Here is a 22,744-nt window from a genome sequence, read left to right as displayed (position 1 = left end):
TTATTCCATATATCCTCTTCAATGATTATTTAATTAATTCTTAAATTCTCCCCAGTCAGTCAGACGCATATCTCCCTTATCAAGGAATACTTCATGCATTCCCAGCGCTGCAGAAAGGCTGTGGTTGGTCTGTCCCTTGTTTGCAATCTTAAGATAATCCCACAATAACTGCTTGTAGTCAGGATGAGCACAATTCTCGATAACAGTCTTGGCACGTTCCATAGGACTCTTACCACGCAAATCGGCTATACCCTGTTCTGTAATAATAACGTTTACTGAATGTTCGCTGTGATCCTGATGTGAAACCATAGGAACAATAGAACTGATACAACCACCTTTAGCGGTAGAAGGACAAGAGAAAATTGAAATATATGCACTTCTTGTAAAGTCGCCGGAGCCACCGATTCCGTTCATCATCTTAGTACCACAGATATGTGTAGAGTTTACGTTTCCGTATATATCGGCTTCGATGGCAGTGTTCATGGATATAACTCCCAATCGGCGTACAACTTCCGGACAGTTGGAAATTTCCGAAGGACGCAATACAAGCTTGTCGCGGAAGAAATCAATATTATCATAGATATCCTGCAGACAGTCGTTTGTCACACTCAACGAACATGTACTACCGAATTTTATTCTACCAGCCTTTATAAGGTCGATAACAGAATTCTGAATGACTTCTGTGTACATTTCGAACGCAGGGACATCAGGATTCTTTCCAAGAGCGCTCAATACAGCATTCGCAATATTACCAACTCCCGACTGAAGTGGCAGGAAAGTAGAAGGGATAATACCCCTACGCAAATCGTTAACAAGGAAGTCGGCTACGTTCTGACCAATTTTATCAGTAATAGGATCAGGATCGTGGAAACCACGGGCCTCATCAGGAATATTCACCTCGACAACAGCAACAATCTTTGCAGGATCAACCTTTATATAATGCGAACCAATACGGTCGTTTGCATGCTCTATCATTATTGGGCGGCGATATGGCGGACGTTCAAGTTCATATATATCGTGCATACCCATCAGGCTGTTCTTGTTATGCGCAGCATTCAGTTCCACAATTACTATATCAGCCAGACGTGCAACAGTAGGAGAAATACCTACACCGGCAGTGAGGTATATACGCCCGTCGGCAGTAAGTTCGCAAGCCTCCATTATAGCGACATTCACCTTACCCATAAAACCTGAACGTATCCGCTGGGCCATCTGAGACAAGTGTATATCTGAATACTTAACCTGTCCGCTATTGCAAGCCTTACGGAAATCTGTATTTGTGGTATATGGTGCCCTGAAATCAAGAGCATTGGCACGTACTAAAACGCCATCACACGAATCACCCGTAGATGCTCCCGTAAGAACACTAACCTTAAACTGTTCACCTCTGGAATGCTTTTCTTCTGCTATTTTTGCCAATTCAGCAGTAACAGCCTTAGGAGTTCCGGCAGGAGTAAAACCACTCAATCCGATGACATCACCATCTTTTATAAAACTTGCAGCTTCTGCCGCTGTCATAAATCTATAGCTCATAATATTGTGTTTTTAAAAGTATTGTTTGTATTAGAAACCCATATATTTTTTCTGAAGTCGTTCAAAATTAGAAAAAAAACATCAAATCCAATACTTTTTGTGACATATTTATGATGAAAAACATGTTTTTTATACAATATGACTAAAGGAAACCTCAATTCAGGAAATGAAGAACATCAGAAAGGTAAAAAAACGGTTTGTCATTCGAATCAAAACATCAGGTCATTTAATTCAAGAAAACAGGACATTCGTGATGTTACATATAAACCTGTGTCTTTTAACAAGATAGACTATACTCCGGGATCAAAAGTCGAAAACCTTGTTTCCACTTTGTGTTTCGCTCGGTTTGCACTATCTTTGCAGAAGTTTTAATCAGTAAATTAATATAATATGACTAAAGAAGCAACAGGAGCAGACTTAAAATCTGCAACTGAACAGGACAGCAAGAAACTGTTCATCGAAACTTACGGATGCCAAATGAATGTGGCAGACAGCGAAGTGATAGCATCTATCATGCAAATGGCAGGCTATTCTCCATGCGAAACCCTTGAAGAGGCTGACGCTGTATTTATGAACACTTGTTCAATCAGAGACAATGCGGAACAGAAAATCCTTAACCGCCTTGAGTTTTTCCATTCTCTGAAGAAGAAAAGAAAACATCTGATTGTAGGAGTTCTCGGATGCATGGCAGAACGTGTAAAAAACGATCTTATAGAAAACCACCACGTTGATCTCGTGGCAGGACCTGACGCTTATCTCACACTTCCGGAGCTGATAGCATCGGTAGAAGCAGGAGAAAAAGCTATCAACGTGGAACTGTCAACTACAGAAACCTACCGCGATGTCATTCCTTCGCGTATCTGCGGCAACCACATCTCAGGATTTGTATCAATAATGCGCGGATGCAACAATTTCTGCCATTACTGTATTGTGCCTTATACAAGAGGACGCGAAAGAAGCCGTGACGTAGAAAGCATACTGAACGAGGTACGCGACCTGGAAAAGAAAGGCTACAAAGAAGTAACTCTCCTGGGGCAGAACGTCAATTCATACCGCTTCGAAAAAGACGGTGAAGTCGTGACATTCCCTATGCTCCTCCGTCTGGTAGCAGAAACAGTACCGGGAATGAGAGTACGTTTCACTACATCACATCCAAAGGATATGAGCGACGAGACTCTACATGTCATTGCTGAAGTGCCAAACGTTTGCAAGCATATCCACCTGCCTGTACAGAGCGGAAGCTCACGCATACTGAAACTGATGAACAGAAAATATACACGCGAATGGTATCTCGAAAGAGTAGAGGCCATACGCCGCATAATCCCTGACTGCGGACTTAGTACTGATATATTCTCAGGCTTCCACAGCGAAACAGAAGAAGACCATCAGATGTCGTTGTCTCTGATGCGAGAATGTGAATACGACTCGGCCTTCATGTTCAAGTATTCTGAAAGACCTGGTACATACGCATCGAAGAACCTTCCTGACAATGTTCCTGAAGAGACCAAGATAAGACGCCTGAACGAAATGATTGAGTTGCAGAACCAGCTTTCTGCAGAGAGCAATGCAAAGGATGTAGGTAAAACATTCGAAGTTCTTGCGGAAGGTGTTTCAAAACGTTCGAAAGACCAGCTTTTTGGACGTACAGAGCAGAACAAGGTTGTGGTGTTCGACAGAGGTTCACACCGTATAGGTGATTTCGTAAAAGTAAAGATTACAGAATCAAGCTCGGCAACGCTTAAAGGTGTTGAGGTTACTGAATAACAAAAGACTCCAGCAATGCTGGAGTCTTTTGTTATTTATATATTAGGAGTATCCCAAATCTTTGTTTCTGTGCAATCAATATCAATCCACTTATCGCCACATTTAAGCTTGAAGTCACCTTTCTCCAAACGCCACTTGCCGTCATAACCAACAAAGGCTAGGTCACTGCCCTTTATCTTCATGATTACGGTCTTCGTCTCACCAGGCTGTAATGAAACCTTCTCAAAGTTACGCAGACGGATGTTGTCAGGAGTACTGCTGGCAACCATATCCTTTGAGAAAAGAAGAACCGGTTCCTTACCTGCAACACTTCCGGTATTTGTTACATCTACAGATACTGTTATTTCATCACCGGCTGTAAACGTAGTCTTGTCTGCACGAAGATTTTCATAGCTATAGGTAGTATAGCTCAATCCGAAACCGAACGGCCACTGAACATCCATAACTGAATCATAGTTATAGTTACCACCCATCTGACCCAAATTCTCACAAGGCTTGTAATCGTATGTTGCCAATGCATTGATATATTTAGGATATGTAAACGGCATTTTGGCACTGAAGTTGGCATCACCCGACATCAGATTTGCCAAAGCGTCGCCACCATAGTTACTTGGAAGCATCACGTTTATAACTCCCTGTGCCAACGGTTCTATATCGTTTATGATACGCGGACGTCCCTGATTCAATACCAATACAATAGGTTTACCTGTCTTTGCAAGTGCTTTTACAAGATTACGCTGATTTTCCGAAAGGGTAAGATCGGTAAGATTTCCAGGAGTCTCACAATAGGAATTCTCACCTATACATGCCACTATTACATCGGCACGTGAAGCAGCCGATACTGCCTTGCCTATCTCAGGAGCATTCTCCTCCCACCAGTTGTCATTCTTATATGGGGCATATGTAACACCAGGTTCATAAATGATATTCTCCTTGCCATACTTGTTGCAAAATGCCTCGTATATGGTATTATATGCCTGGGCACATTCATCGGCACGGTGCCCCTGCCAGCTGTATGACCATCCGCCATTGAGACATCGCATGGAATTGGCATTAGGACCTGTCAGAAGAATTTTCTTACCTTTCTTTATTGGAAGTATATTGTTATCGTTCTTTAGAAGCACTTCTGACTCTTCGGCTGCCTGAAGAGCGACTGCAGCGAACTCTGCAGAACCGAACTTGTCATACTTATTGATATCCCAATATGGATTCTCAAACAGTCCCAAACGGTATTTAAGGCGTAGAACACGTGATACAGCATCGTCTATTCTACTCATTGGAACCTCACCCTCTTCTACAAGTTCTTTCAGATAAGTACAGAAACTTACCTCGTATGGAACCATAGACATGTCTATACCTGCGTTGATTGCTATCTTTATTGCTTCCTTCTTGGTAGCCGCAATATGGTCACGCGTACAGAGATTGTTGATATCTGCCCAGTCGGTAACAATCATACCGTCCCAATTCAAGTCTTCTTTCAGCCATTCGGTCAGGAACTCACGGTTGGCATGGAAAGGCATACCGTTGTCAACTCCGGAATTGACCATCACGCTCAATGCTCCGTTACGAACAGCAGCAAGGAATGGAGCGAAATGTTTCTCGCGCATGTCGCTGCGTGATATTGACGATGGTGTACGGTCCTTGCCGGATACAGGAACACCATATCCCATATAGTGTTTCATACAAGCAGCTACATTATACTCACCGATGTGGTTGGGATCTTCTCCCTGAAAACCGACAACAGCCGCCTTACCCATCTCGGCATTTACATAGCAGTCCTCACCATAGTTCTCCCACATACGCGACCAGCGTGGGTCACGTCCCAGATCAACAACAGGTGCATATGTCCATGGAATACATCCGGCCTTGGTCTCGTAAGCAGAGATTTCTGCTCCCTTACGGACAAGATCACGGTTAAACGAAGAAGCCATGTTTATACCTTGTGGAAACATTGTACCGCCAAGGGTATAGGTCGTTCCATGTATCTGGTCAACACCATATATACAGGGGATTCCTATTTCCTTCATGGAGATGTCCTGGATCTGCTTTATTGCCTCAGCCCATTTCTCCTTGGTCTGTGCTATACTCAAAGGTACATTAAGCAATGAGCCTACCTTATATTTCCCTATTACCGTGTCAAGCATAGCAGGATTAAGCACAAAGCCATGCTTCTTGCTTTCCTCAAAATCGCTTACCACATCTATTGTTATTTCACACATCTGACCTATCTTTTCCTCTAAGGTCATCTTTCCAAGCCATTCCTTTATGTTGGCCTCAATCTCTGGATCCGATGGAATGGCAGCTGGAACTCTTTTCTCCGATACGCCACACGAGCTCACACCTACACATAATGCTGACGCAATAAAAAGGTTCTTTAGTTGATTCATAGTTATTAATATTTGTGTCCACATCTAAAAGTGGACAAATTTTAAAAGTTGAACATTATTTAAAACTGTTTTTTTACATAATAAACTATAGTAAATAAATTCGAGGTGTATTTATAATGAAAAAAATCCTTATAAAAGTCCTCTTAAAATCAAAATAGAGCCCTCATAAAAAATTTTTCTCTTTTTTAAATTGTTTTATGCCACTTGAATCTGCTTTTTTCTGTCAAAAATGAAAAGTCAACGTATGTTGTCAAATCTGCACTGTATCACTTGACAGACTTGCCTTTCTCAATCCTCAGAAAAAACATGGGCAAATTCGAGGTAAAATGCGGGCAAGTTTAAAGTGAAACTTGCCCGCATTTTATAGCCTATTTGGGGACACTTTTTTATATGTTTCATGATTTACATTCTAAAATATCATGATACAGATACAATATTAATATTTTATGTTGAATATAATAATATTTTAAATCACTTATTTAATTATTAATTTTGCAATATAGTATTTCAATAAATCCAAGACCGATTAATAATTGACCACAAAATTAATTTCAAATATCAACAAATTAAGATTATGAATATGAAAAGCATGTATTATTGTCTTTTTGCAGGTCTTTTGCTTGGGTCATGCTCCGACAATATTTACGAGGTTACCGATAATGGTGTAGTCGTAAAAGTACAGAATCCAGGCAACGACAATGCAAAACTCATCCGTCTTCAGGTAATGGGTGATAAACTTATCCATGTATCGGCAACACCTGAAAAGAGATTCTCTGATGACAAAAGCCTTATTGTTATTCCACAAAAGGAAAAGATATCATTCGATGTAACAAATAATGGCGACACAGTTTCTATATCTACAAATGATATAAACGCATATGTTCTTGCCTCTACAGGTGAGTTATGGTTTACTGACAAAAACGGAAAAGTTATTCTACAGGAAAACAAAGGTGGAGGAAAAACTTTTACTCCTATAGAAATTGAAGGGACAAAAGGATATTCAATAAGACAAGTTTTCGAGTCACCGGAAAATGAAGCTTTCTACGGACTCGGACAACATCAATCCGAAGAATTTAACTACAAAGGTAAAAACGAGGAACTGTTCCAATACAATACTAAAGTTTCAATACCTTTCATCGTATCAAATAAAAACTATGGTGTTCTGCTGGACAGCTATTCACTCTGCCGTTTCGGAAATCCTAATGACTATTCACAACTGGGCGAAGTATTCAAATTATACGACAAAGAGGGTGTAGAAGGTGCTATTACAGGTACATACGTTCCAGAAAAGAATGCATCATCAGAGACTATAGTCAGACGTGAGCCTCAGCTATACTTCGAACACCTGAAAAGAGAAGATTTATCCAAAGTAGTAAATCTTCCTGAAAACTTCCCGTTCATGGGAGCCAACGTAACATACGAAGGTATGATTGAACCTTCTGAAACAGGTGAATTCAAATTTATACTTTATTACGCAGGATATACAAAAGTATATATCGACAACAAACTGGTAGTACCAGAAAGATGGCGTACTGCATGGAATCCTAACAGCTACAAATTCTCCGTTAACCTGGAAAAAGGAAAGAAAGTTCCACTTAAAATAGAATGGAAACCTGACGGAGCCGTATCTTATTCAGGATTACGTGTAATGAGCCCTATAGCTCCTGAAGAACAGGGAAAACAGTCATGGTGGAGCGAAATGACAAAACAGCTTGATTACTATTTCATAGCAGGCGATGACATGGACGACGTAATCAGCGGATACAGAACTCTTACAGGCAAGTCACCTATCATGCCTAAATGGGCTATGGGTTTCTGGCAAAGCAGGGAAAAATATAACACTGCTGATGAAATGCTCGGAGCACTGAAAGGTTTCAGAGACAGAAATATTCCTATTGACAATATCGTGCTTGACTGGAACCACTGGCCGGAAGATGCATGGGGAAGCCATGAATTCGACAAAAACCGTTTCCCTAATCCTAAGGCTATGGTTGACTCTATACATGCGATGAATGCACATATGATGATCTCAGTATGGCCCAAATTCTATACTACAACTGAACATTATAAAGAATTCGACAAGAATGGCTGGATTTATCAACAATCTGTAAAAGACAGCTTGAGAGACTGGGTTGGCCCAGGTTATACTTACGGATTCTATGATGCATACGATGCTGATGCACGCAAGCTGTTCTGGAACCAGATGTACGAACACTATTATCCATTGGGTATAGATGCATGGTGGATGGATGCCAGCGAACCTAATGTGAGAGACTGTACAGACTTGCAATACAGAAAAGACTTGTGCGGACCTACTGCACTTGGACCTTCTGCAGAATATTTCAATGCATACGCACTGATGAACGCTGAAGCTATTTATAACGGTCAGAGAAGCGTAGACAACAACAAGCGCGTATTCCTGCTTACACGTTCAGGATTTGCCGGACTGCAAAGATACTCTACTGCAACATGGAGCGGTGATATAGGTACAAGATGGGAAGACATGAAAGCGCAGATTATGGCAGGACTTAACTTTGCAATAAGCGGAATTCCATACTGGACAATGGATATCGGCGGTTTCTGCGTAGAAAACAGATATGTGGCAGGACAGCAGCAATGGAACAAGAACAAGACAGAAAATGCCGACTATAAGGAATGGAGAGAGCTGAATGCAAGATGGTATCAGTTCGGAGCATTCTGTCCGCTATACCGCGCACACGGACAATATCCATTCCGTGAAATCTGGGAAATAGCACCAGAAGGACACCCTGCATATAAGTCTGTGGTCTACTATTCTAAACTGAGATATAGCCTTATGCCATACATCTACTCACTGGCAGGTATGACTTGGTTCAACGATTACACTATCATGCGTCCTCTTGTAATGGACTTCACTGCTGATACAAACGTTAATAATATTGGTGACCAATACATGTTCGGTCCGTCAATCATGGTATCACCGGTATATAAATATGGAGAACGCCAGCGTGAGGTATATTTCCCTGAATCTGCAGGATGGTATGACTTCTATACAGGAGAATTCCAGCAGGGTGGAGAAAAGAAACTTGTTGATGCGCCATACGAACGTATGCCTTTGTTCGTACGTGCCGGTTCAATCATTCCTTTCGGTCCTGATATCCAATATACATCAGAAAAGCAGCCTGAACATATCAGACTTTATGTTTATCAGGGTGACGACGCTTCATTTACTTTGTACGAAGACGAAGGTATAAACTACAACTACGAACAGGGTAAATACAGTATGATTGAGATAAATTACAATGAAGGCACCAAAGAACTTGTAATATCAGACAGAAAAGGTGAATACGACGGAATGTTGAAAGAACGTACATTCGAAATCGTAAAAGTGAGCAAGGAAAACCCTGATGCTTTCGACAAGAAATCAAAAGGTATAATCGTTAAGTATGACGGTAAATCACAAACAGTCAAATTGTAATCAATGAAATTATTTACATACATAGGTATATTTTGCTGCATGCTCCTGGGGGCATGCAGCTCTGTATCTGTATCCCCAAGGGAAAAGATATGCTTCAATGACAACTGGTCATTCTCCCTTAGTGACAATCCTAAAGCATCAGAAACAGATTTCGATGATAAGGATTGGAGAGTATTAAATCTTCCTCACGACTGGGCCATAGAAGGTGATTTCAGCAAGGACAACCCATCAGGAACAGGCGGTGGCGCTTTACCGGGAGGAACAGGATGGTACAGAAAAACATTTGTTCCGGGAAATGAAGATTCCGACAAGATAATAAGAATAGATTTTGACGGTATATATATGAACAGTGAAGTGTTCATAAACGGCCAATCATTGGGTAAACGTCCATACGGCTATATCTCATTCGGTTACGACATAACTCCATATCTGAAATGGAATGAAAAGAATGTGATAGCAGTCCGTGTAGATAACTCGGAACAACCGAATTCCAGATGGTATTCAGGATGTGGCATATACAGAAATGTATGGTTGACCAAAACAAACCCTGTACATGTTGACGAATGGGGAACTTATGTCACAACTTCTGAAATCAGTAACAACAATGCGACATTAAACATTGTGACCACAGTACAAAACTCAGGGAAAAACAATGAAACAGTAACCCTGAAATCTATACTGAACGATATGGATGGCTCTGTTGTTGCCGAGACGGAATCATCTGTTTCTGTTGTTGCAGGACAGAAATCCGATATAAGCCACACTCTGACTATCTCATCACCTATATTATGGGATACAGAAAATCCGTATTTGTACTCCCTCGTCACAGAGATTATCAAAGACGATAAATGTATTGACAGATACACCACAACCACGGGAATACGTGATTTCAGATTTGATGCCGAAAAAGGATTTATCCTGAACGGTAAACAGACTAAAATTAATGGTGTATGTATGCACCATGACCTTGGATGTCTGGGAGCTGCCGTAAACACCAGAGCAATAGAAAGACAGTTGGAGATACTGAAAGAGATGGGATGCAACGGTATCCGCTGTTCACACAATCCGCCTGCACCTGAATTGCTTGACTTATGCGACAAGATGGGATTTATTGTAATGGACGAGGCATTCGACATGTGGCGCAAGAAAAAGACTTCGCACGACTATGCCAGATACTTCAACGAATGGCATGAAAAGGATCTTCGCGATTTTATATTACGCGACCGCAACCATCCTTCAATATTCGTATGGAGTATAGGCAACGAAGTGCTGGAGCAGTGGAGCGATGCAAAAGCCGATACACAATCATTGGAAGAAGCCAACCTTATACTTAACTTCGGACACTCTGCAGACATGCTGGCTAAAGACGGAGAAATGAGTGTAAACTCACTTTTGACAAAAAAGCTGGCTGATTTTGTTAGGGAACTTGACCCAACACGTCCGATTACTGCAGGATGTAATGAGCCTAATCCTGGAAACCACCTGTTTAAATCAGGGGCCCTTGACATAATAGGATACAACTATCACAATGCCAACATCCCTGATGTTCCAAAGAACTTTCCAGACAAACCTTTCATTATTACTGAAAGTAATTCGGCTCTGATGACAAGAGGATACTACCGTATGCCTAGTAATGAGATGTTCATATGGCCTGAACGCTGGGACAAACCTTTCTATGATGAAAGTTTCTCATGTTCTTCATATGAAAACTGCCATGTTCCTTGGGGTAACACTCATGAGGAAAACATAAAACTGGTAAGAAACAATGATTTTATCAGCGGACAGTACATCTGGACAGGATTTGACTATATAGGCGAACCGACTCCATACGGATGGCCTGCAAGAAGTTCCTACTTTGGAATCGTCGATCTGGCAGGTTTCCCTAAAGACGTTTATTATCTGTATAAGGCAGAATGGACAAACAAACAAGTTCTGCACCTGTTCCCTCACTGGAACTGGACTGAAGGACAGGAAATAGACATGTGGTGCTACTACAACAATGCCGATGAGGTTGAACTTTTCATAAATGGCGAGTCGCAAGGAATACGCAGTAAAGACGAGGACAACCTGCACGTGGTATGGAGGGTTAAGTTCATACCAGGTACTGTTAAGGTAGTTGCAAGAAAAGGTAGCAACATTATTGCTGAAAAAGAAATACATACAGCCGGAACTCCACATAAGATAAGACTTACTCCTGACAGAAATATCATAACAGCGGACGGAAAGGATTTGAGCTTTGTCACTGTAGAAGTGCTGGATAAAGACAATAATTTGTGTCCTCTTTCTGAAAATCTTATTAATTTTGAAATTAAAGGTAATGCTTTCATTGCCGGTGTTGACAATGGTTGTCAGACATCAATGGAACGTTTCAAGGATAATAAGCGCAAGGCATTCAACGGAAAATGTCTGGTAGTATTACAAAATAATGGAGAAATAGGCACAGCTACACTTACAGCAAACTCCAACGGTTTGGAAAGTTCAACAATAGAAATTACATCAAAATAAAAAGACATAACCATGAGAAATACATTTTTAACAACAGGGTTATTGGCATTGTCATTTATTACAGCAAATGCGCAGAACAACAAAGTTCCTGTATATTTAGATGACAAACAGCCTATAGAATTGAGAATAGAGGACGCATTAAAGCGTATGACTCTCGAGGAAAAAACACGTTTAAGCTATGCACAAGGAAAATTCAGTTCTCCGGGTTGTCCTCGTTTAGGTATTCCGGAACTTTGGATGAGCGACGGTCCTCACGGTGTCCGTGCAGAGATAAACTGGAATGACTGGGGTTATGCAGGATGGACAAGCGACAGCTGTACAGCCTTTCCGGCACTGACATGTCTCGCTGCCAGCTGGAACACAAATCTTGCAGCCGATTATGGTAAAGCTATTGGTGAAGAAGCAAGATATCGTGAAAAAGATGTACTGCTCGGTCCGGGAGTAAATATCTACCGCACCCCATTGAACGGACGTAACTTCGAATATCTGGGTGAAGATCCTTATCTAGCAGCCGAACTATGTGTTCCATATATCCAGGGAGTTCAAAAGAACGGTGTGGCAGCTTGCGTAAAACACTATGCTCTGAATAATCAGGAGCTATGGCGCGGACATATCGACGTACAGTTGAGCGACAGAGCTTTGCGCGAAATATATCTTCCGGCTTTTCAGGCTGCTGTTGAGAGAGGTGGAGTATGGAGCATAATGGGAGCATACAACAAAGTAAGAGGAACTCATGCGACACATCACAAACTGCTCAACAACGACATTCTGAAAGGTGAATGGAATTTCGACGGATGTGTAATTACCGACTGGGGTGCTGCACACGACACATACGAAGCTGCAATGTACGGACTTGATATAGAAATGGGATCATATACCAACGGACTTACTTCAGAATCTGAATTCGGTTATGACGATTACTATCTGGGGAAAAATTACCTGCAGATGGTAAAGGACGGAAAAATTCCAATGGAAGTGGTAAATGAGAAAGCTGCTCGTGTATTAAGACTTATTTTCCGTACAGCAATGAACAGAGAAAAACCTTTCGGTTCAATTACAAGTGAGGAACATTACAAGACTGCATACAACATTGCTACCGAAGGAATAGTACTTCTCAAGAACAAATCATCAAAGAAAGCTCCTGCACTTCTTCCGATAGATATGAACAAATATAATAAGGTTCTTGTAGTTGGAGACAATGCCGTAAGAAATCTTATGGCAGGAGGAGGTTCATCAGAGCTGAAACCAAAACTTGTAGTGACTCCACTTGACGCACTTAAAAAAGAGTTCGGAACAAAAATAGAGTTTGCTCAAGGATACATGGCAGGAAGACCTATGTACGGAAATGAAGAAGTCATTCCACAGGCTACTATGGATTCACTGCGTAATGATGCCGTACAAAAAGCAGGTAAAGCAGATCTGGTGATTTTCATCGGAGGTCTAAACAAGAATCATTTCCAGGATTGTGAAGGTGGAGACAGAAAGACATTCGGTCTCCCATTCGGACAAGATGAATTAATCGAAGAAATAATGAAGGTAAACAAGAATATCGTGGTAGTGATAACAAGCGGTAACGCAGTAGAAATGCCATGGGAAAAAGAAGTACCTTCAATAGTACAATCATGGTATCTTGGTTCTATAGGCGGATCAGCATTGGCCGATGTCCTTACAGGAAAAGTTAATCCAAGTGGAAAACTTCCTTTCTCTTATCCTGTGAAACTGGAAGACTGTCCGGCACACTATTATGGCGAAATGAGTTACCCAGGCGATAGTATCAAACAGGAATATAAGGAAGACATCCTCGTAGGCTACCGTTGGTACGACACTAAAAACATAAAGCCTCTGTACTCATTCGGCCACGGTATCAGCTATACCACTTACGCCTATTCAAAACCTTCTATTTCAGGAAAATCAATATCTGAAAACGGAGAACTGACAATATCTGTCAAAGTAAAGAATACTGGTAAAGTTAAAGGTAAAGAAACCGTGCAGCTATATATAGGAGACGAAAAATGCAGTCTTCTACGCCCTGAAAAAGAGCTGAAAGGTTTCTGCAAGGTTGAACTTGCTCCAAACGAAGAAAAAGAAGTCAAGTTCACCATTGACGCTAATGACTTGAAGTTCTTTGATGACAGAGCTCAAAAATGGACAGTAGAACCCGGAAAATTCAAAGCCTATATTGCTGCGGCTTCTAATGATGTACGAGGCACATTAGAGTTCGAATATAAATAACAATATAAACCAACTATTAATTGATAAGTGTACAACCTCAGCGATAGCGTTTAACACATACAAACCACTTTTAAAATCAGTCCTACAGGTATCTGTAGGACTGATTTCCAGAAAATTTACAAGAAAGTGACAAAGTCAGGAAATACAGAAAAATCGACCTGTAGTATTCTATTTTTCCCATATCTAAAATTTTATGGCTAAACTAGATGTAGTACAGGCAGACTATAAGACACTATCTCGGACGGTTGTACGTATAAATATTGACATACCCCTGCTTATTTTTTTCTGGGTTACAAATTTGACACATATAATAGTTTAATCATTGTAATTACTATTGAACCATATCTTAAAAATAGGATCCGACAAATATAACCCATCCTTACGCTCTTCTATCAACTCTTTTTCTATAAGTGCATTCTTGATACGGGCAAAATTAGACTTTGTTCCTAAATTATATGTATCCATCACCTTCTTGGACATAAATTCATTATTCACACCATTGCAAATAGCACGCAAAAGATTCATCTGATAGGATGTCAGGCCCTGAATTTGCTGAACAAAAAGAGCATCACACTGAGCAAGCATGGCTTCTTTGGCTGCTTTAAACTCTTCCTCACCGACATATTTATCAGTTTCAGCCAAAACATTCCATGCTAATTGCTGTACATAAGATGAGTAATTATCTGTCATTTTGCATATCTCCAAACACCAGTCTTCAGATATTTCTTTATTCCGACTTTTAAACCTTGACTGTATATATGATACCCAATCTTCCGTTGAAATCTTATCCAAATACATCATCTCACCAAATTGATAAAATGGCATACGTTTATTTTGAAACAGTTTAGTCATTAAATGTTTCTTGCTACCAAAAAGACAATATGAAGTATATTTCTGATGTTGCCATACAGAGCGTAAACGTTTCTGAACATCTAATGAATCAGGAAATTCACCTATCTGCTGAAATTCATCTATGCACACAACTATATGCATATTCTTTTTTGCACCAATAAGCTCAGGTAAGGACAGGATTTCTTCAGGACTATGAGTTTCAGGAGTAATTCCAAATGAAACAGAATAATCCATTGTAGGGTCAGGACTGAACGATATTTTTGGAGAAACACGAACAAGAAACTCTTTGGCATTCTCCAACCACTGATCCACCTTTGAAGACGTCTGCTTAATGACAGAAGCTGCAAATTTATTATAGAAATCGTATTCACTTCTACAATCATAAGCATCCATATATACTACCTTTATTTCAGGGTTATCCAATGTATCAATAACTTTCTTCACTAAGGAGGTTTTCCCCATTCGCCTTGGAGAAATCAAAATAGTATTCAGACCATTAGTGAAATTAAGTTTCAATCTTTTGGTTTCTTTTATTCTGTCAGTAAAATTCTCATTCTCAACAGAAACACCATAAACGAAAGCTTTTTCCATTGTTTATTGTTTTTGTATATACGAATACAAATATATACGATTTCAAATTGGTTCACAAGTTTGTGGACCACTAACTTGTGAACCAATAGCTTTATTCACTCAACATTGCCTATTTACCACCTTCTCTCAGGCATCACAATCATAAGGATAAGATATATTATCACTCCGGAAAATGCAGTAAACACAGTAAGCAAGGCATAGCACACCCTTACTACAGTTGTATCCAAACCGAAATATTCTGCAAGACCGGCACATACTCCGGCTATCATTCTTTCATTAGAACGTGTAAGTTTCTTATTTTCCATAATCACTGATTTATTTTTTATACGAAGATATATAAAAACAATGAATATACGCACATACTCTTAAAAACTTTTAAATAAATACCGTATATACCTATTTATTTTGTTATTTTGCAGCAAATTAGGGATAAAAGTGAGTAAACTATATATAGACAAGTGTCCAATATGCGGACAAAGCCAGTTTGAGAAGGCAATGACATGTACAGACCATTATGCCACGGGCGAATCTTTCGATTTGTACCGGTGCATGAAGTGTAGCTTTATGTTTACTCAGAATGCGCCTGTAGAGTCTGAAATAGGCAGATATTACGAATCACCGGATTATATTTCGCACAGCGATACTCACAAAGGACTTATGAATTCTGTATATCATAAGGTAAGGAAGCACATGCTTTCCGAAAAAGCCAGACTTGTGAGCCAAAGCAGCAATCTTACCTGTGGACGTATTCTTGACATAGGCACAGGTACAGGATATTTTGCCGATAAGATGAAAAAAGAAGGATGGCAGGTCTCTGCGATTGAAAAAAGTCCTCAGGCAAGAGAGTTTGCTAAAGAACATTTCGGAATAAACGTCAATACCCCTGAGACACTGTTCACTCTAAAAGAAAAATCATTCGACGTGATTACATTATGGCATGTAATGGAGCACTTGGAACAACTGAACCGTACATGGGACACACTAAGCAAGATTCTCAAGGATAGCGGTACACTGATAGTGGCAGTGCCGAATGCATCTTCATACGATGCCGGGAAATATAAGAATGTATGGGCTGCTTACGACGTTCCACGTCACCTTTGGCATTTCACACCGACAACAATAAACAACATTGCATCAAAACATCGTTTTGTAATGACTGAAAGGTATCCTATGCCTTTCGATGCCTTTTACGTTTCAATGCTCAGCGAAAAGTATATGAAAAAGTCCCACACTTTTGTTCGTGGACTATTTACCGGAACAAAAGCCTGGTTTGCATCTTTCAACCATAAGGACAAGAGCAGCTCAATGATTTATATATTCAGAAAGAAACAGTTATGAAAAAACGTAAGTCTATATTCGACATGCAGTTGATCACTGCTGGCATAAGTACAACAATGGTATTGTTTCTGCTTGGACTTGTGGTATTCTTTGTACTGACCGCAAACAATCTTTCTGTCTATATCAGAGAGAATATAGCATTCAGCGCTATACTTGACGACAATATAAAGGAAACTTCAATCATAAAACTTCAGGAAAGCCTCAACAAAAAAGATTATGTTAAGAAAATAGTCTATATATCAAAGGAACAGGCTCTTGAGGAACAGATTGAAGCTATGGGTACAGACCCAAGCGAGTTTTTAGGACATAATCCGTTCAACGCGTCAATGGAAATCAGACTTAATGCAGGATATACTGATCCTGACAGCATAAAATGGATAGAAAAGGAATTGTTAGAGAACAAAAACATTATAGAAGTCAGCTATCCGCAGAATCTGCTTGACTCTGTAAACAAAAACCTAAAGAAGATAAGCGTATTCCTTCTCGGACTGGCTGTATTACTGTCGCTGATTTCATTCTCGCTTATAAACAATACCATAAGGCTGACTATATATTCCAAAAGGTTCCTGATACATACTATGAAATTGGTCGGAGCCAGCTGGGGATTTATACGCCGACCGTTCATCAGCAGAAACTTATGGATAGGAATACTGTCAGGAGCCGCCGCAAATGCTATTCTTACAGCCTTGGCATACATGGCCGTGAAAAACGAGCCAGAGCTTCTTGTCATTATTTCACCGGAAAGTGTGCTTATAGTTGCCGTTGCAGTTATGGTGTTCGGAATTATAATAACTACATTATGCGCTTACATATCTATCAATAAATATCTGCGCATGAAAATCAGTGAACTTTATTGAAAACAATAACATTATCAAAAATATGGACAGAAATAAATTTGCATTCGACAAAACCAACTTCATCCTCCTGGGGATAGGGATGGCTATTATCATCATCGGCTTCCTGCTGATGACCGGACCCGGTTCTACAGAAACAACTTTCGAACCGGACATATTCAGCGCACGCCGCATAAAGGTGGCACCTTTGGTATGTTTCATCGGATTTATATCCATGATATACGGCATACTGCGTAAACCAAAATCAATTTCAGAAAATATCGAAAATTAAGAATAACAAAACATGACTTGGATTGAAGCTATTATTCTGGGAATCCTTCAAGGACTCACAGAATACCTGCCTGTGAGCAGTAGTGGGCATCTTGCCATCGGCTCTGCACTTTTTGGAATAGAAGGTGAAGAAAACTTGACATTCACCATTGTGGTGCATGTGGCGACCGTACTTAGTACTCTGGTAATATTGTGGAAAGAGATAGACTGGATTTTCCGTGGTCTGTTCAAATTCCAGATGAACGAAGAGACAAAATATGTATTGAACATCATAGTTTCCATGATTCCTGTGGGTATTGTAGGAGTGTTCTTCAAAGACTATGTAGAAGACATATTCAGTTCAGGACTTCTGATTGTAGGAATAATGCTGTTGGTCACTGCATCTCTGTTGGTATTCTCTTATTATGCCAAGCCTCGCACCAAAGAGAAAATCAGCATGAAAGACGCGTTCATTATCGGTTTGGCACAGGCTTGTGCAGTAATGCCGGGATTGTCACGTTCAGGCTCTACCATAGCCACAGGATTGTTATTAGGCAACAAGAAAGAGACACTTGCGCAATTCTCATTCCTTATGGTTATTCCTCCGATACTGGGTGAAGCATTATTGAGCGGAATGGAAATAGTGAAAGATGCGTCAGCAGCCAACGCAGAAATGTCTATAGGCGCACTTATTGCAGGTTTCCTTGCAGCCTTCATTTCCGGATGTATCGCCTGCAAATGGATGATTAACATTGTCAAGAAAGGAAAACTGGTTTACTTTGGTATTTATTGTGCCATAGCCGGAGCCATAACTATAGCTGTATCATTATTGAACTAAAACGGTCTGTATGCTGGATTTTAAGGAAGGAGAAATTCTATACATAGACAAACCGCTGAAGTGGACATCATTTGCTGTAGTAAACAAGCTTAGATATCACATAAGCCGTAAACTGGGGGTGAAGAAAATAAAAGTGGGACATGCCGGAACACTTGATCCGCTTGCGACAGGAGTAATGATTATCTGTACCGGAAAGGCTACAAAGAGGATAGAGGAGTTTCAGTACCACACAAAGGAATACATCGCGACCCTGCAGTTAGGGGCAACCACTCCATCGTTCGACCTTGAAAAGGAAATCGACGCGACATATCCTACCGAACACATTACTCGTGAGATGGTGGAAGAAGTACTGAAAAAATTCATTGGAACCATAGAACAGGTGCCGCCTGTATTCTCGGCATGCAAGGTGGACGGTAAAAGGGCCTACGATCTGGCAAGAAAAGGCGATGATGTTGAACTAAAAGCCAAGACTCTTGTTATAGATGATATAGAGTTGCTGGAATGCAGTCTTCCTGAAATAAAAATCAGAGTGGTATGCAGCAAAGGAACTTACATAAGAGCCTTGGCAAGAGACATCGGTCAAGCCCTGAACAGTGGAGCTCATCTCACGGGACTGATACGTACACGCGTAGGTGATGTGAGACTTGAAGACTGTATGAAACCTGAAGACTTCGAGCAATGGCTCGACAAGCAAGATATTAAAGTTACAAACGATTAAGGAAAGAAAGGAACAAAAGATGAAACTGTCACAATTCAAATTCAAATTGCCTGATGAAAAAATTGCCCTGTATCCTACAGAATACAGAGACGAGTCACGCCTTATGGTGGTTCATAAATCGACAGGCGAAATAGAGCACAAGATGTTCAAGGACATCCTGAATTATTTCGACGACAAGGATGTGTTTATCTTTAACGACACAAAAGTATTCCCTGCACGTTTGTACGGAAACAAAGAAAAAACAGGCGCTAAAATAGAAGTATTCCTGCTTAGAGAGCTTAATGAAGAGTTCCGCCTTTGGGATGTTCTTGTTGACCCTGCACGCAAAATCCGTATCGGCAACAAATTGTATTTCGGTGAGGACGATTCAATGGTTGCCGAAGTAATAGACAATACAACTTCAAGAGGACGTACACTGCGTTTCCTCTATGATGGTCCGCACGATGAATTCAAAAAAGCACTTTATGCGCTTGGCGAACCACCATTGCCACCATTCATTCATCGCCGTGCCGAAAAAATTGATGAAGAGCGTTTCCAGAACATTTTTGCCAAAAATGAAGGTGCCGTCACAGTTCCTGCTTCAGGATTACACTTCAGCCGCGAACTTATGAAGCGTATGGAAATCAAAGGCATTGACTTTGCATTCATCACTATGCATGCCGGACTTGGTAACTTCCGCGAAATAGATGTAGAGGACCTTACAAAGCATAAAGTGGACTCTGAACAGATGTTTGTCAATGCCGAAGCGTGCCGTATAGTAAACAACGCTAAAGACAACGGTCATAAAATCTGCGCCGTAGGTACAACAGTCATGAGAGCCATCGAAACAGCTGTCAGCACTGACGGACACCTTAAGGAATACGAAGGATGGACCAACAAGTTCATATTCCCTCCATACGATTTCAGCGTAGCAAACTCTATGGTGAGCAATTTTAACATGCCTATGTCAACAATGCTTATGCTTGTATGCTCATACGGAGGATACGAACTGATAATGGATGCCTATAACGTTGCGTTGAAAGAAGATTACCGTTTCGGTACTTACGGAGACGCTATGCTAATATTAGACAAATAATCATGGCAAAAGTATTCTTGGGCCTTGGGACAAACCTTGGCGATAAAAGAAACAATCTGCTAACGGCAGTAAAATATATAGAAGAAAAGATAGGGAAGGTTACTTCCCTATCTTCTTTTTATGTGACAGAACCGTGGGGATTCGAATCTGAAAACCAATTTCTGAATGCAGCCATTTGTGTGGAGACATCACTCGAGCCTTTAAATCTCCTACATATAATAAAAGATATAGAAATAGAAATGGGCAGAACACAGAAATCCGTAAACAAGGTATATTCCGACCGCCCTATTGACATCGACATTCTCCTTTACGACGATATGATTATGGAGACAGAGGAACTTACTATCCCCCACCCGCTCATAACGGAAAGGGATTTCGTGATGAAACCATTAGTGGAAATAGCAAGTGATGCTGTACATCCTGTCTTGAAGAAGGGATTGAAAGAAGTATTCTACAAAATAGGTTCAAAAAAATAAGATTCACTGTAAAAACGATATTTTTTATAGTTTCATATTTCATACTCAAAAAAAATTGTTTTTTTTGCACTAAAATATCATATAGCATTATACCCAAATAAGACTAAAGAAATGCTTGAATTCCTAAAATGAATCAATAAATAACATACACACCAAATAGCGTAATATGCAATGGAGACTTTAACAAACCAACCAAAATCATGAATACAGAATTAATCAATAGTATAACCCAATATGTGGAGCAACATATAAGCGAGTTTCATGCCAATCGAATAGCAAAATTGCAATCGGTTAATCTTAAGGAACTCCTTTCTCGTAAGAATCCATATATGTTTAAAGCCAAAAACATAGTTACTGCTGGAAGCATGGTAGAAAGCCTTGCCTCCGCAACAATGTCATCGGCAGAAGAAAGTATTTTTGGGAACTGGATGGAAGGTATTGCAATGTTCGTAGCTGAGAAAGTATATGGAGGCTATAAGTCATCAGCAGAAGGTATTGACCTTGAATTTGACAAAGAAGGAGTTCACTATTTTGTATCTGTAAAATCAGGTCCGGCATGGAGCAATTCCACTTCAATGAAAAAACAAAAAGAACAGTTCCGCACAGCTAGACGAGTTTTCAATACAAGCCGAAAAGCCGTGCCTACAATGTGCATTGAAGGTTGCTGCTATGGCAATGACAACAAAAGCTATAACGATAGCGACCACGAAAAGTACTGTGGTGAAAAATTTTGGACTCTAATATCAGGCGAACCAACTTTATTTGTGGACATTATAGAACCACTTGGTTTCAAAGCTAAGGAAAAAAATGAAGGGTACTACATAGAGTATGGTCGTATGATCAATAAGTTTACCCAGGAATTTATTAAAGATTACTGCAATGCTAATGGCGACATTGAATGGGAAAAGATAGTTCGCTTAAATGCAGCTATTAAGACACCAAAAGTATCTAAAAAGGAATAAGCATGTTTTTTTTCTTCTTTGACGATAATAGTAAAAAGATAGATTATAATAGTGTTTCAGAAGCTATTCTTTCCGTAATCAGAAAGTTGATGGACGGAGTAATGAATAATGTTTTATTCAATCATCCTTTTATTGCAGAGGAGTTTTGTAAGGACAAGCCGTTATATGCTGCACTTGTACCTAACGAAATTTGGAAAGGCTCTCATTTTGAGAGACGTTTTACCACTCCTTTTGGAAAAGCCTGGCAATCATTGGCTGTTGAAGTCGGTAAGATTCACCACGGACAATGTGGACAAGAGGTGAAAGTAGAAGGTCTTGTTGGTAAAGAAAGTTTGCGAAGAATTCAAGAAGTCCTAAATAAACTAGAAGTACACGAATCATTACCTAATTGGAATGAAGAGTTGAAATATATTCTTGCAGGAGGCGGCGAGCCTATCCCTGTAACTGTTATTTGTGACATCCTTGCTACTAACAACATAACAGGCAAGACTTATGCTTTTGAATTAAAAGGACCTCTTCCTAATAGCGACCAAACCAAAGTTAGTAAAGAGAAAATGTTCAAATTGCTTGCAATGCAAGGTCATCCTGTCGAAGGAGCATATTTTGCTCTCCCATATAACCCATATAGAATAAAAGAAAACTACTCTTGGAGCTTTCCAGCACGTTGGTTTGACATGAAGCATGATCCATGTGTTCTCATTGGAGAAGAGACTTGGGATTTTATAGGCGGAGAAGGTACATACCAATTCTTTATTAACGAAGTCAACAAATTGGGCAAACATTATAAAGAAAGAATATATAAAGAACCCGTTGGCGGAATTAAATTAGCGCATATTTAACTTTGCCAATGGGTTTGTTGTTTTTATAGTTGATGTATTGTAGGATTGTAAGTGCGCTAATCTTCCCTATAATT

General features: G+C 40.1%; 17 protein-coding genes. 13 read left to right on the top strand and 4 right to left on the bottom strand.

Going from position 1 to position 22,744, the window contains the following annotated elements; genetic code table 11:
* Positions 1-33: 33 nt before the first annotated feature.
* A complete protein-coding gene (locus H6A27_RS11650) occupies positions 34-1,533 on the bottom strand; it encodes a butyryl-CoA:acetate CoA transferase (protein ID WP_204508792.1) in 1,500 nt (499 codons plus the stop codon).
* 390 nt (positions 1,534-1,923) lie between these two features.
* Here H6A27_RS11650 and miaB point away from each other — a divergent pair, with 390 nt between their 5' ends.
* A complete protein-coding gene (miaB, locus tag H6A27_RS11645; RefSeq protein ID WP_204403851.1) occupies positions 1,924-3,297 on the top strand; it encodes a tRNA (N6-isopentenyl adenosine(37)-C2)-methylthiotransferase MiaB in 1,374 nt (457 codons plus the stop codon).
* A 35-nt stretch (positions 3,298-3,332) separates the two neighbouring features.
* Here the strand turns inward: miaB and H6A27_RS11640 are convergent, their stop codons facing one another.
* The gene (locus tag H6A27_RS11640) at positions 3,333-5,684 is read right to left on the bottom strand and encodes a glycoside hydrolase family 3 N-terminal domain-containing protein (RefSeq protein WP_204508791.1); all 2,352 of its coding nucleotides are present in this window, start codon (positions 5,682-5,684) and stop codon (positions 3,333-3,335) included.
* A gap of 574 nt (positions 5,685-6,258) precedes the next feature.
* On the opposite strand from H6A27_RS11640, the gene H6A27_RS11635 reads away from it, so the two are divergent.
* The 3 genes from H6A27_RS11635 to H6A27_RS11625 are packed head-to-tail and all read left to right on the top strand — an operon-like array spanning position 6,259 to position 13,878.
* Positions 6,259-9,141 carry a TIM-barrel domain-containing protein gene (locus H6A27_RS11635; RefSeq protein WP_204508790.1) on the top strand — a complete coding sequence of 961 codons (2,883 nt, stop codon included), beginning with the start codon at positions 6,259-6,261 and terminating at the stop codon, positions 9,139-9,141.
* A 3-nt stretch (positions 9,142-9,144) separates the two neighbouring features.
* On the top strand, positions 9,145-11,646 hold the full coding sequence (locus tag H6A27_RS11630) for a glycoside hydrolase family 2 TIM barrel-domain containing protein (protein ID WP_204508789.1): 2,502 nt from the start codon (positions 9,145-9,147) through the stop codon (positions 11,644-11,646).
* Positions 11,647-11,658: 12 nt separating this feature from the next.
* Positions 11,659-13,878 carry a beta-glucosidase gene (locus tag H6A27_RS11625; RefSeq protein WP_204508788.1) on the top strand — a complete coding sequence of 740 codons (2,220 nt, stop codon included), beginning with the start codon at positions 11,659-11,661 and terminating at the stop codon, positions 13,876-13,878.
* A 315-nt stretch (positions 13,879-14,193) separates the two neighbouring features.
* Here the strand turns inward: H6A27_RS11625 and H6A27_RS11620 are convergent, their stop codons facing one another.
* Together H6A27_RS11620 and H6A27_RS11615 are read right to left on the bottom strand one after the other, a co-directional pair.
* The gene (locus H6A27_RS11620; protein WP_204404868.1) at positions 14,194-15,321 is read right to left on the bottom strand and encodes an AAA family ATPase; all 1,128 of its coding nucleotides are present in this window, start codon (positions 15,319-15,321) and stop codon (positions 14,194-14,196) included.
* Between the two features lie 113 nt (positions 15,322-15,434).
* Positions 15,435-15,626 (bottom strand): PspC domain-containing protein, encoded by a 192-nt coding sequence (locus H6A27_RS11615; protein ID WP_204404867.1) that lies wholly within the window; start codon positions 15,624-15,626, stop codon positions 15,435-15,437.
* Between the two features lie 130 nt (positions 15,627-15,756).
* Here H6A27_RS11615 and H6A27_RS11610 point away from each other — a divergent pair, with 130 nt between their 5' ends.
* From H6A27_RS11610 to H6A27_RS11570, 9 genes are all read left to right on the top strand, one after another.
* Entirely contained in the window at positions 15,757-16,659 is a 903-nt protein-coding gene (locus tag H6A27_RS11610) for a class I SAM-dependent methyltransferase (protein ID WP_204404866.1), read from the top strand.
* A complete protein-coding gene (locus tag H6A27_RS11605; protein WP_204508787.1) occupies positions 16,656-17,516 on the top strand; it encodes a cell division protein FtsX in 861 nt (286 codons plus the stop codon). The genes H6A27_RS11610 and H6A27_RS11605 overlap by 4 nt, the downstream gene beginning before the upstream one ends.
* Before the next feature lie 22 nt (positions 17,517-17,538).
* Complete coding sequence (locus H6A27_RS11600; RefSeq protein ID WP_204508786.1) at positions 17,539-17,784, top strand: DUF3098 domain-containing protein; 246 nt, start codon at positions 17,539-17,541, stop codon at positions 17,782-17,784.
* Between the two features lie 12 nt (positions 17,785-17,796).
* Positions 17,797-18,600: an undecaprenyl-diphosphate phosphatase gene (locus H6A27_RS11595; protein ID WP_154045005.1), complete on the top strand. Its 804-nt coding sequence runs from the start codon at positions 17,797-17,799 to the stop codon at positions 18,598-18,600.
* A gap of 13 nt (positions 18,601-18,613) precedes the next feature.
* A complete protein-coding gene (gene truB, locus H6A27_RS11590) occupies positions 18,614-19,318 on the top strand; it encodes a tRNA pseudouridine(55) synthase TruB (protein WP_204508797.1) in 705 nt (234 codons plus the stop codon).
* Between the two features lie 19 nt (positions 19,319-19,337).
* On the top strand, positions 19,338-20,393 hold the full coding sequence (queA, locus tag H6A27_RS11585; protein WP_204404863.1) for a tRNA preQ1(34) S-adenosylmethionine ribosyltransferase-isomerase QueA: 1,056 nt from the start codon (positions 19,338-19,340) through the stop codon (positions 20,391-20,393).
* Positions 20,394-20,395: 2 nt separating this feature from the next.
* A complete protein-coding gene (gene folK / locus H6A27_RS11580; protein WP_204508785.1) occupies positions 20,396-20,869 on the top strand; it encodes a 2-amino-4-hydroxy-6-hydroxymethyldihydropteridine diphosphokinase in 474 nt (157 codons plus the stop codon).
* Between the two features lie 200 nt (positions 20,870-21,069).
* A complete protein-coding gene (locus tag H6A27_RS11575; protein ID WP_204508784.1) occupies positions 21,070-21,831 on the top strand; it encodes a PmeII family type II restriction endonuclease in 762 nt (253 codons plus the stop codon).
* Between the two features lie 2 nt (positions 21,832-21,833).
* Complete coding sequence (locus tag H6A27_RS11570; protein WP_204508783.1) at positions 21,834-22,670, top strand: TdeIII family type II restriction endonuclease; 837 nt, start codon at positions 21,834-21,836, stop codon at positions 22,668-22,670.
* Positions 22,671-22,744 lie beyond the last annotated feature (74 nt).

Source organism: Bacteroides caecigallinarum, from assembly GCF_016902295.1.
In the GTDB taxonomy this organism is placed as follows: Bacteria; Bacteroidota; Bacteroidia; order Bacteroidales; family Bacteroidaceae; genus Phocaeicola; species Phocaeicola caecigallinarum_A.
The sequence above is the reverse complement of the archived record's forward strand: the minus strand, read 5'-3'. Positions and strand labels throughout refer to the sequence as shown.

Coding starts and splice junctions, on each gene's coding strand:
- queA (WP_204404863.1), top strand. CDS start 19,338: ATGAAACTGTCACAATTCAAATTCAAATTGCCTGATGAAAAAATTGCC.
- H6A27_RS11620 (WP_204404868.1), bottom strand. CDS start 15,321: ATGGAAAAAGCTTTCGTTTATGGTGTTTCTGTTGAGAATGAGAATTTT.
- miaB (WP_204403851.1), top strand. CDS start 1,924: ATGACTAAAGAAGCAACAGGAGCAGACTTAAAATCTGCAACTGAACAG.
- H6A27_RS11595 (WP_154045005.1), top strand. CDS start 17,797: ATGACTTGGATTGAAGCTATTATTCTGGGAATCCTTCAAGGACTCACA.
- H6A27_RS11600 (WP_204508786.1), top strand. CDS start 17,539: ATGGACAGAAATAAATTTGCATTCGACAAAACCAACTTCATCCTCCTG.
- H6A27_RS11625 (WP_204508788.1), top strand. CDS start 11,659: ATGAGAAATACATTTTTAACAACAGGGTTATTGGCATTGTCATTTATT.
- H6A27_RS11630 (WP_204508789.1), top strand. CDS start 9,145: ATGAAATTATTTACATACATAGGTATATTTTGCTGCATGCTCCTGGGG.
- folK (WP_204508785.1), top strand. CDS start 20,396: ATGGCAAAAGTATTCTTGGGCCTTGGGACAAACCTTGGCGATAAAAGA.
- H6A27_RS11650 (WP_204508792.1), bottom strand. CDS start 1,533: ATGAGCTATAGATTTATGACAGCGGCAGAAGCTGCAAGTTTTATAAAA.
- H6A27_RS11640 (WP_204508791.1), bottom strand. CDS start 5,684: ATGAATCAACTAAAGAACCTTTTTATTGCGTCAGCATTATGTGTAGGT.
- H6A27_RS11615 (WP_204404867.1), bottom strand. CDS start 15,626: ATGGAAAATAAGAAACTTACACGTTCTAATGAAAGAATGATAGCCGGA.
- H6A27_RS11635 (WP_204508790.1), top strand. CDS start 6,259: ATGAATATGAAAAGCATGTATTATTGTCTTTTTGCAGGTCTTTTGCTT.
- H6A27_RS11575 (WP_204508784.1), top strand. CDS start 21,070: ATGAATACAGAATTAATCAATAGTATAACCCAATATGTGGAGCAACAT.
- H6A27_RS11570 (WP_204508783.1), top strand. CDS start 21,834: ATGTTTTTTTTCTTCTTTGACGATAATAGTAAAAAGATAGATTATAAT.
- H6A27_RS11605 (WP_204508787.1), top strand. CDS start 16,656: ATGAAAAAACGTAAGTCTATATTCGACATGCAGTTGATCACTGCTGGC.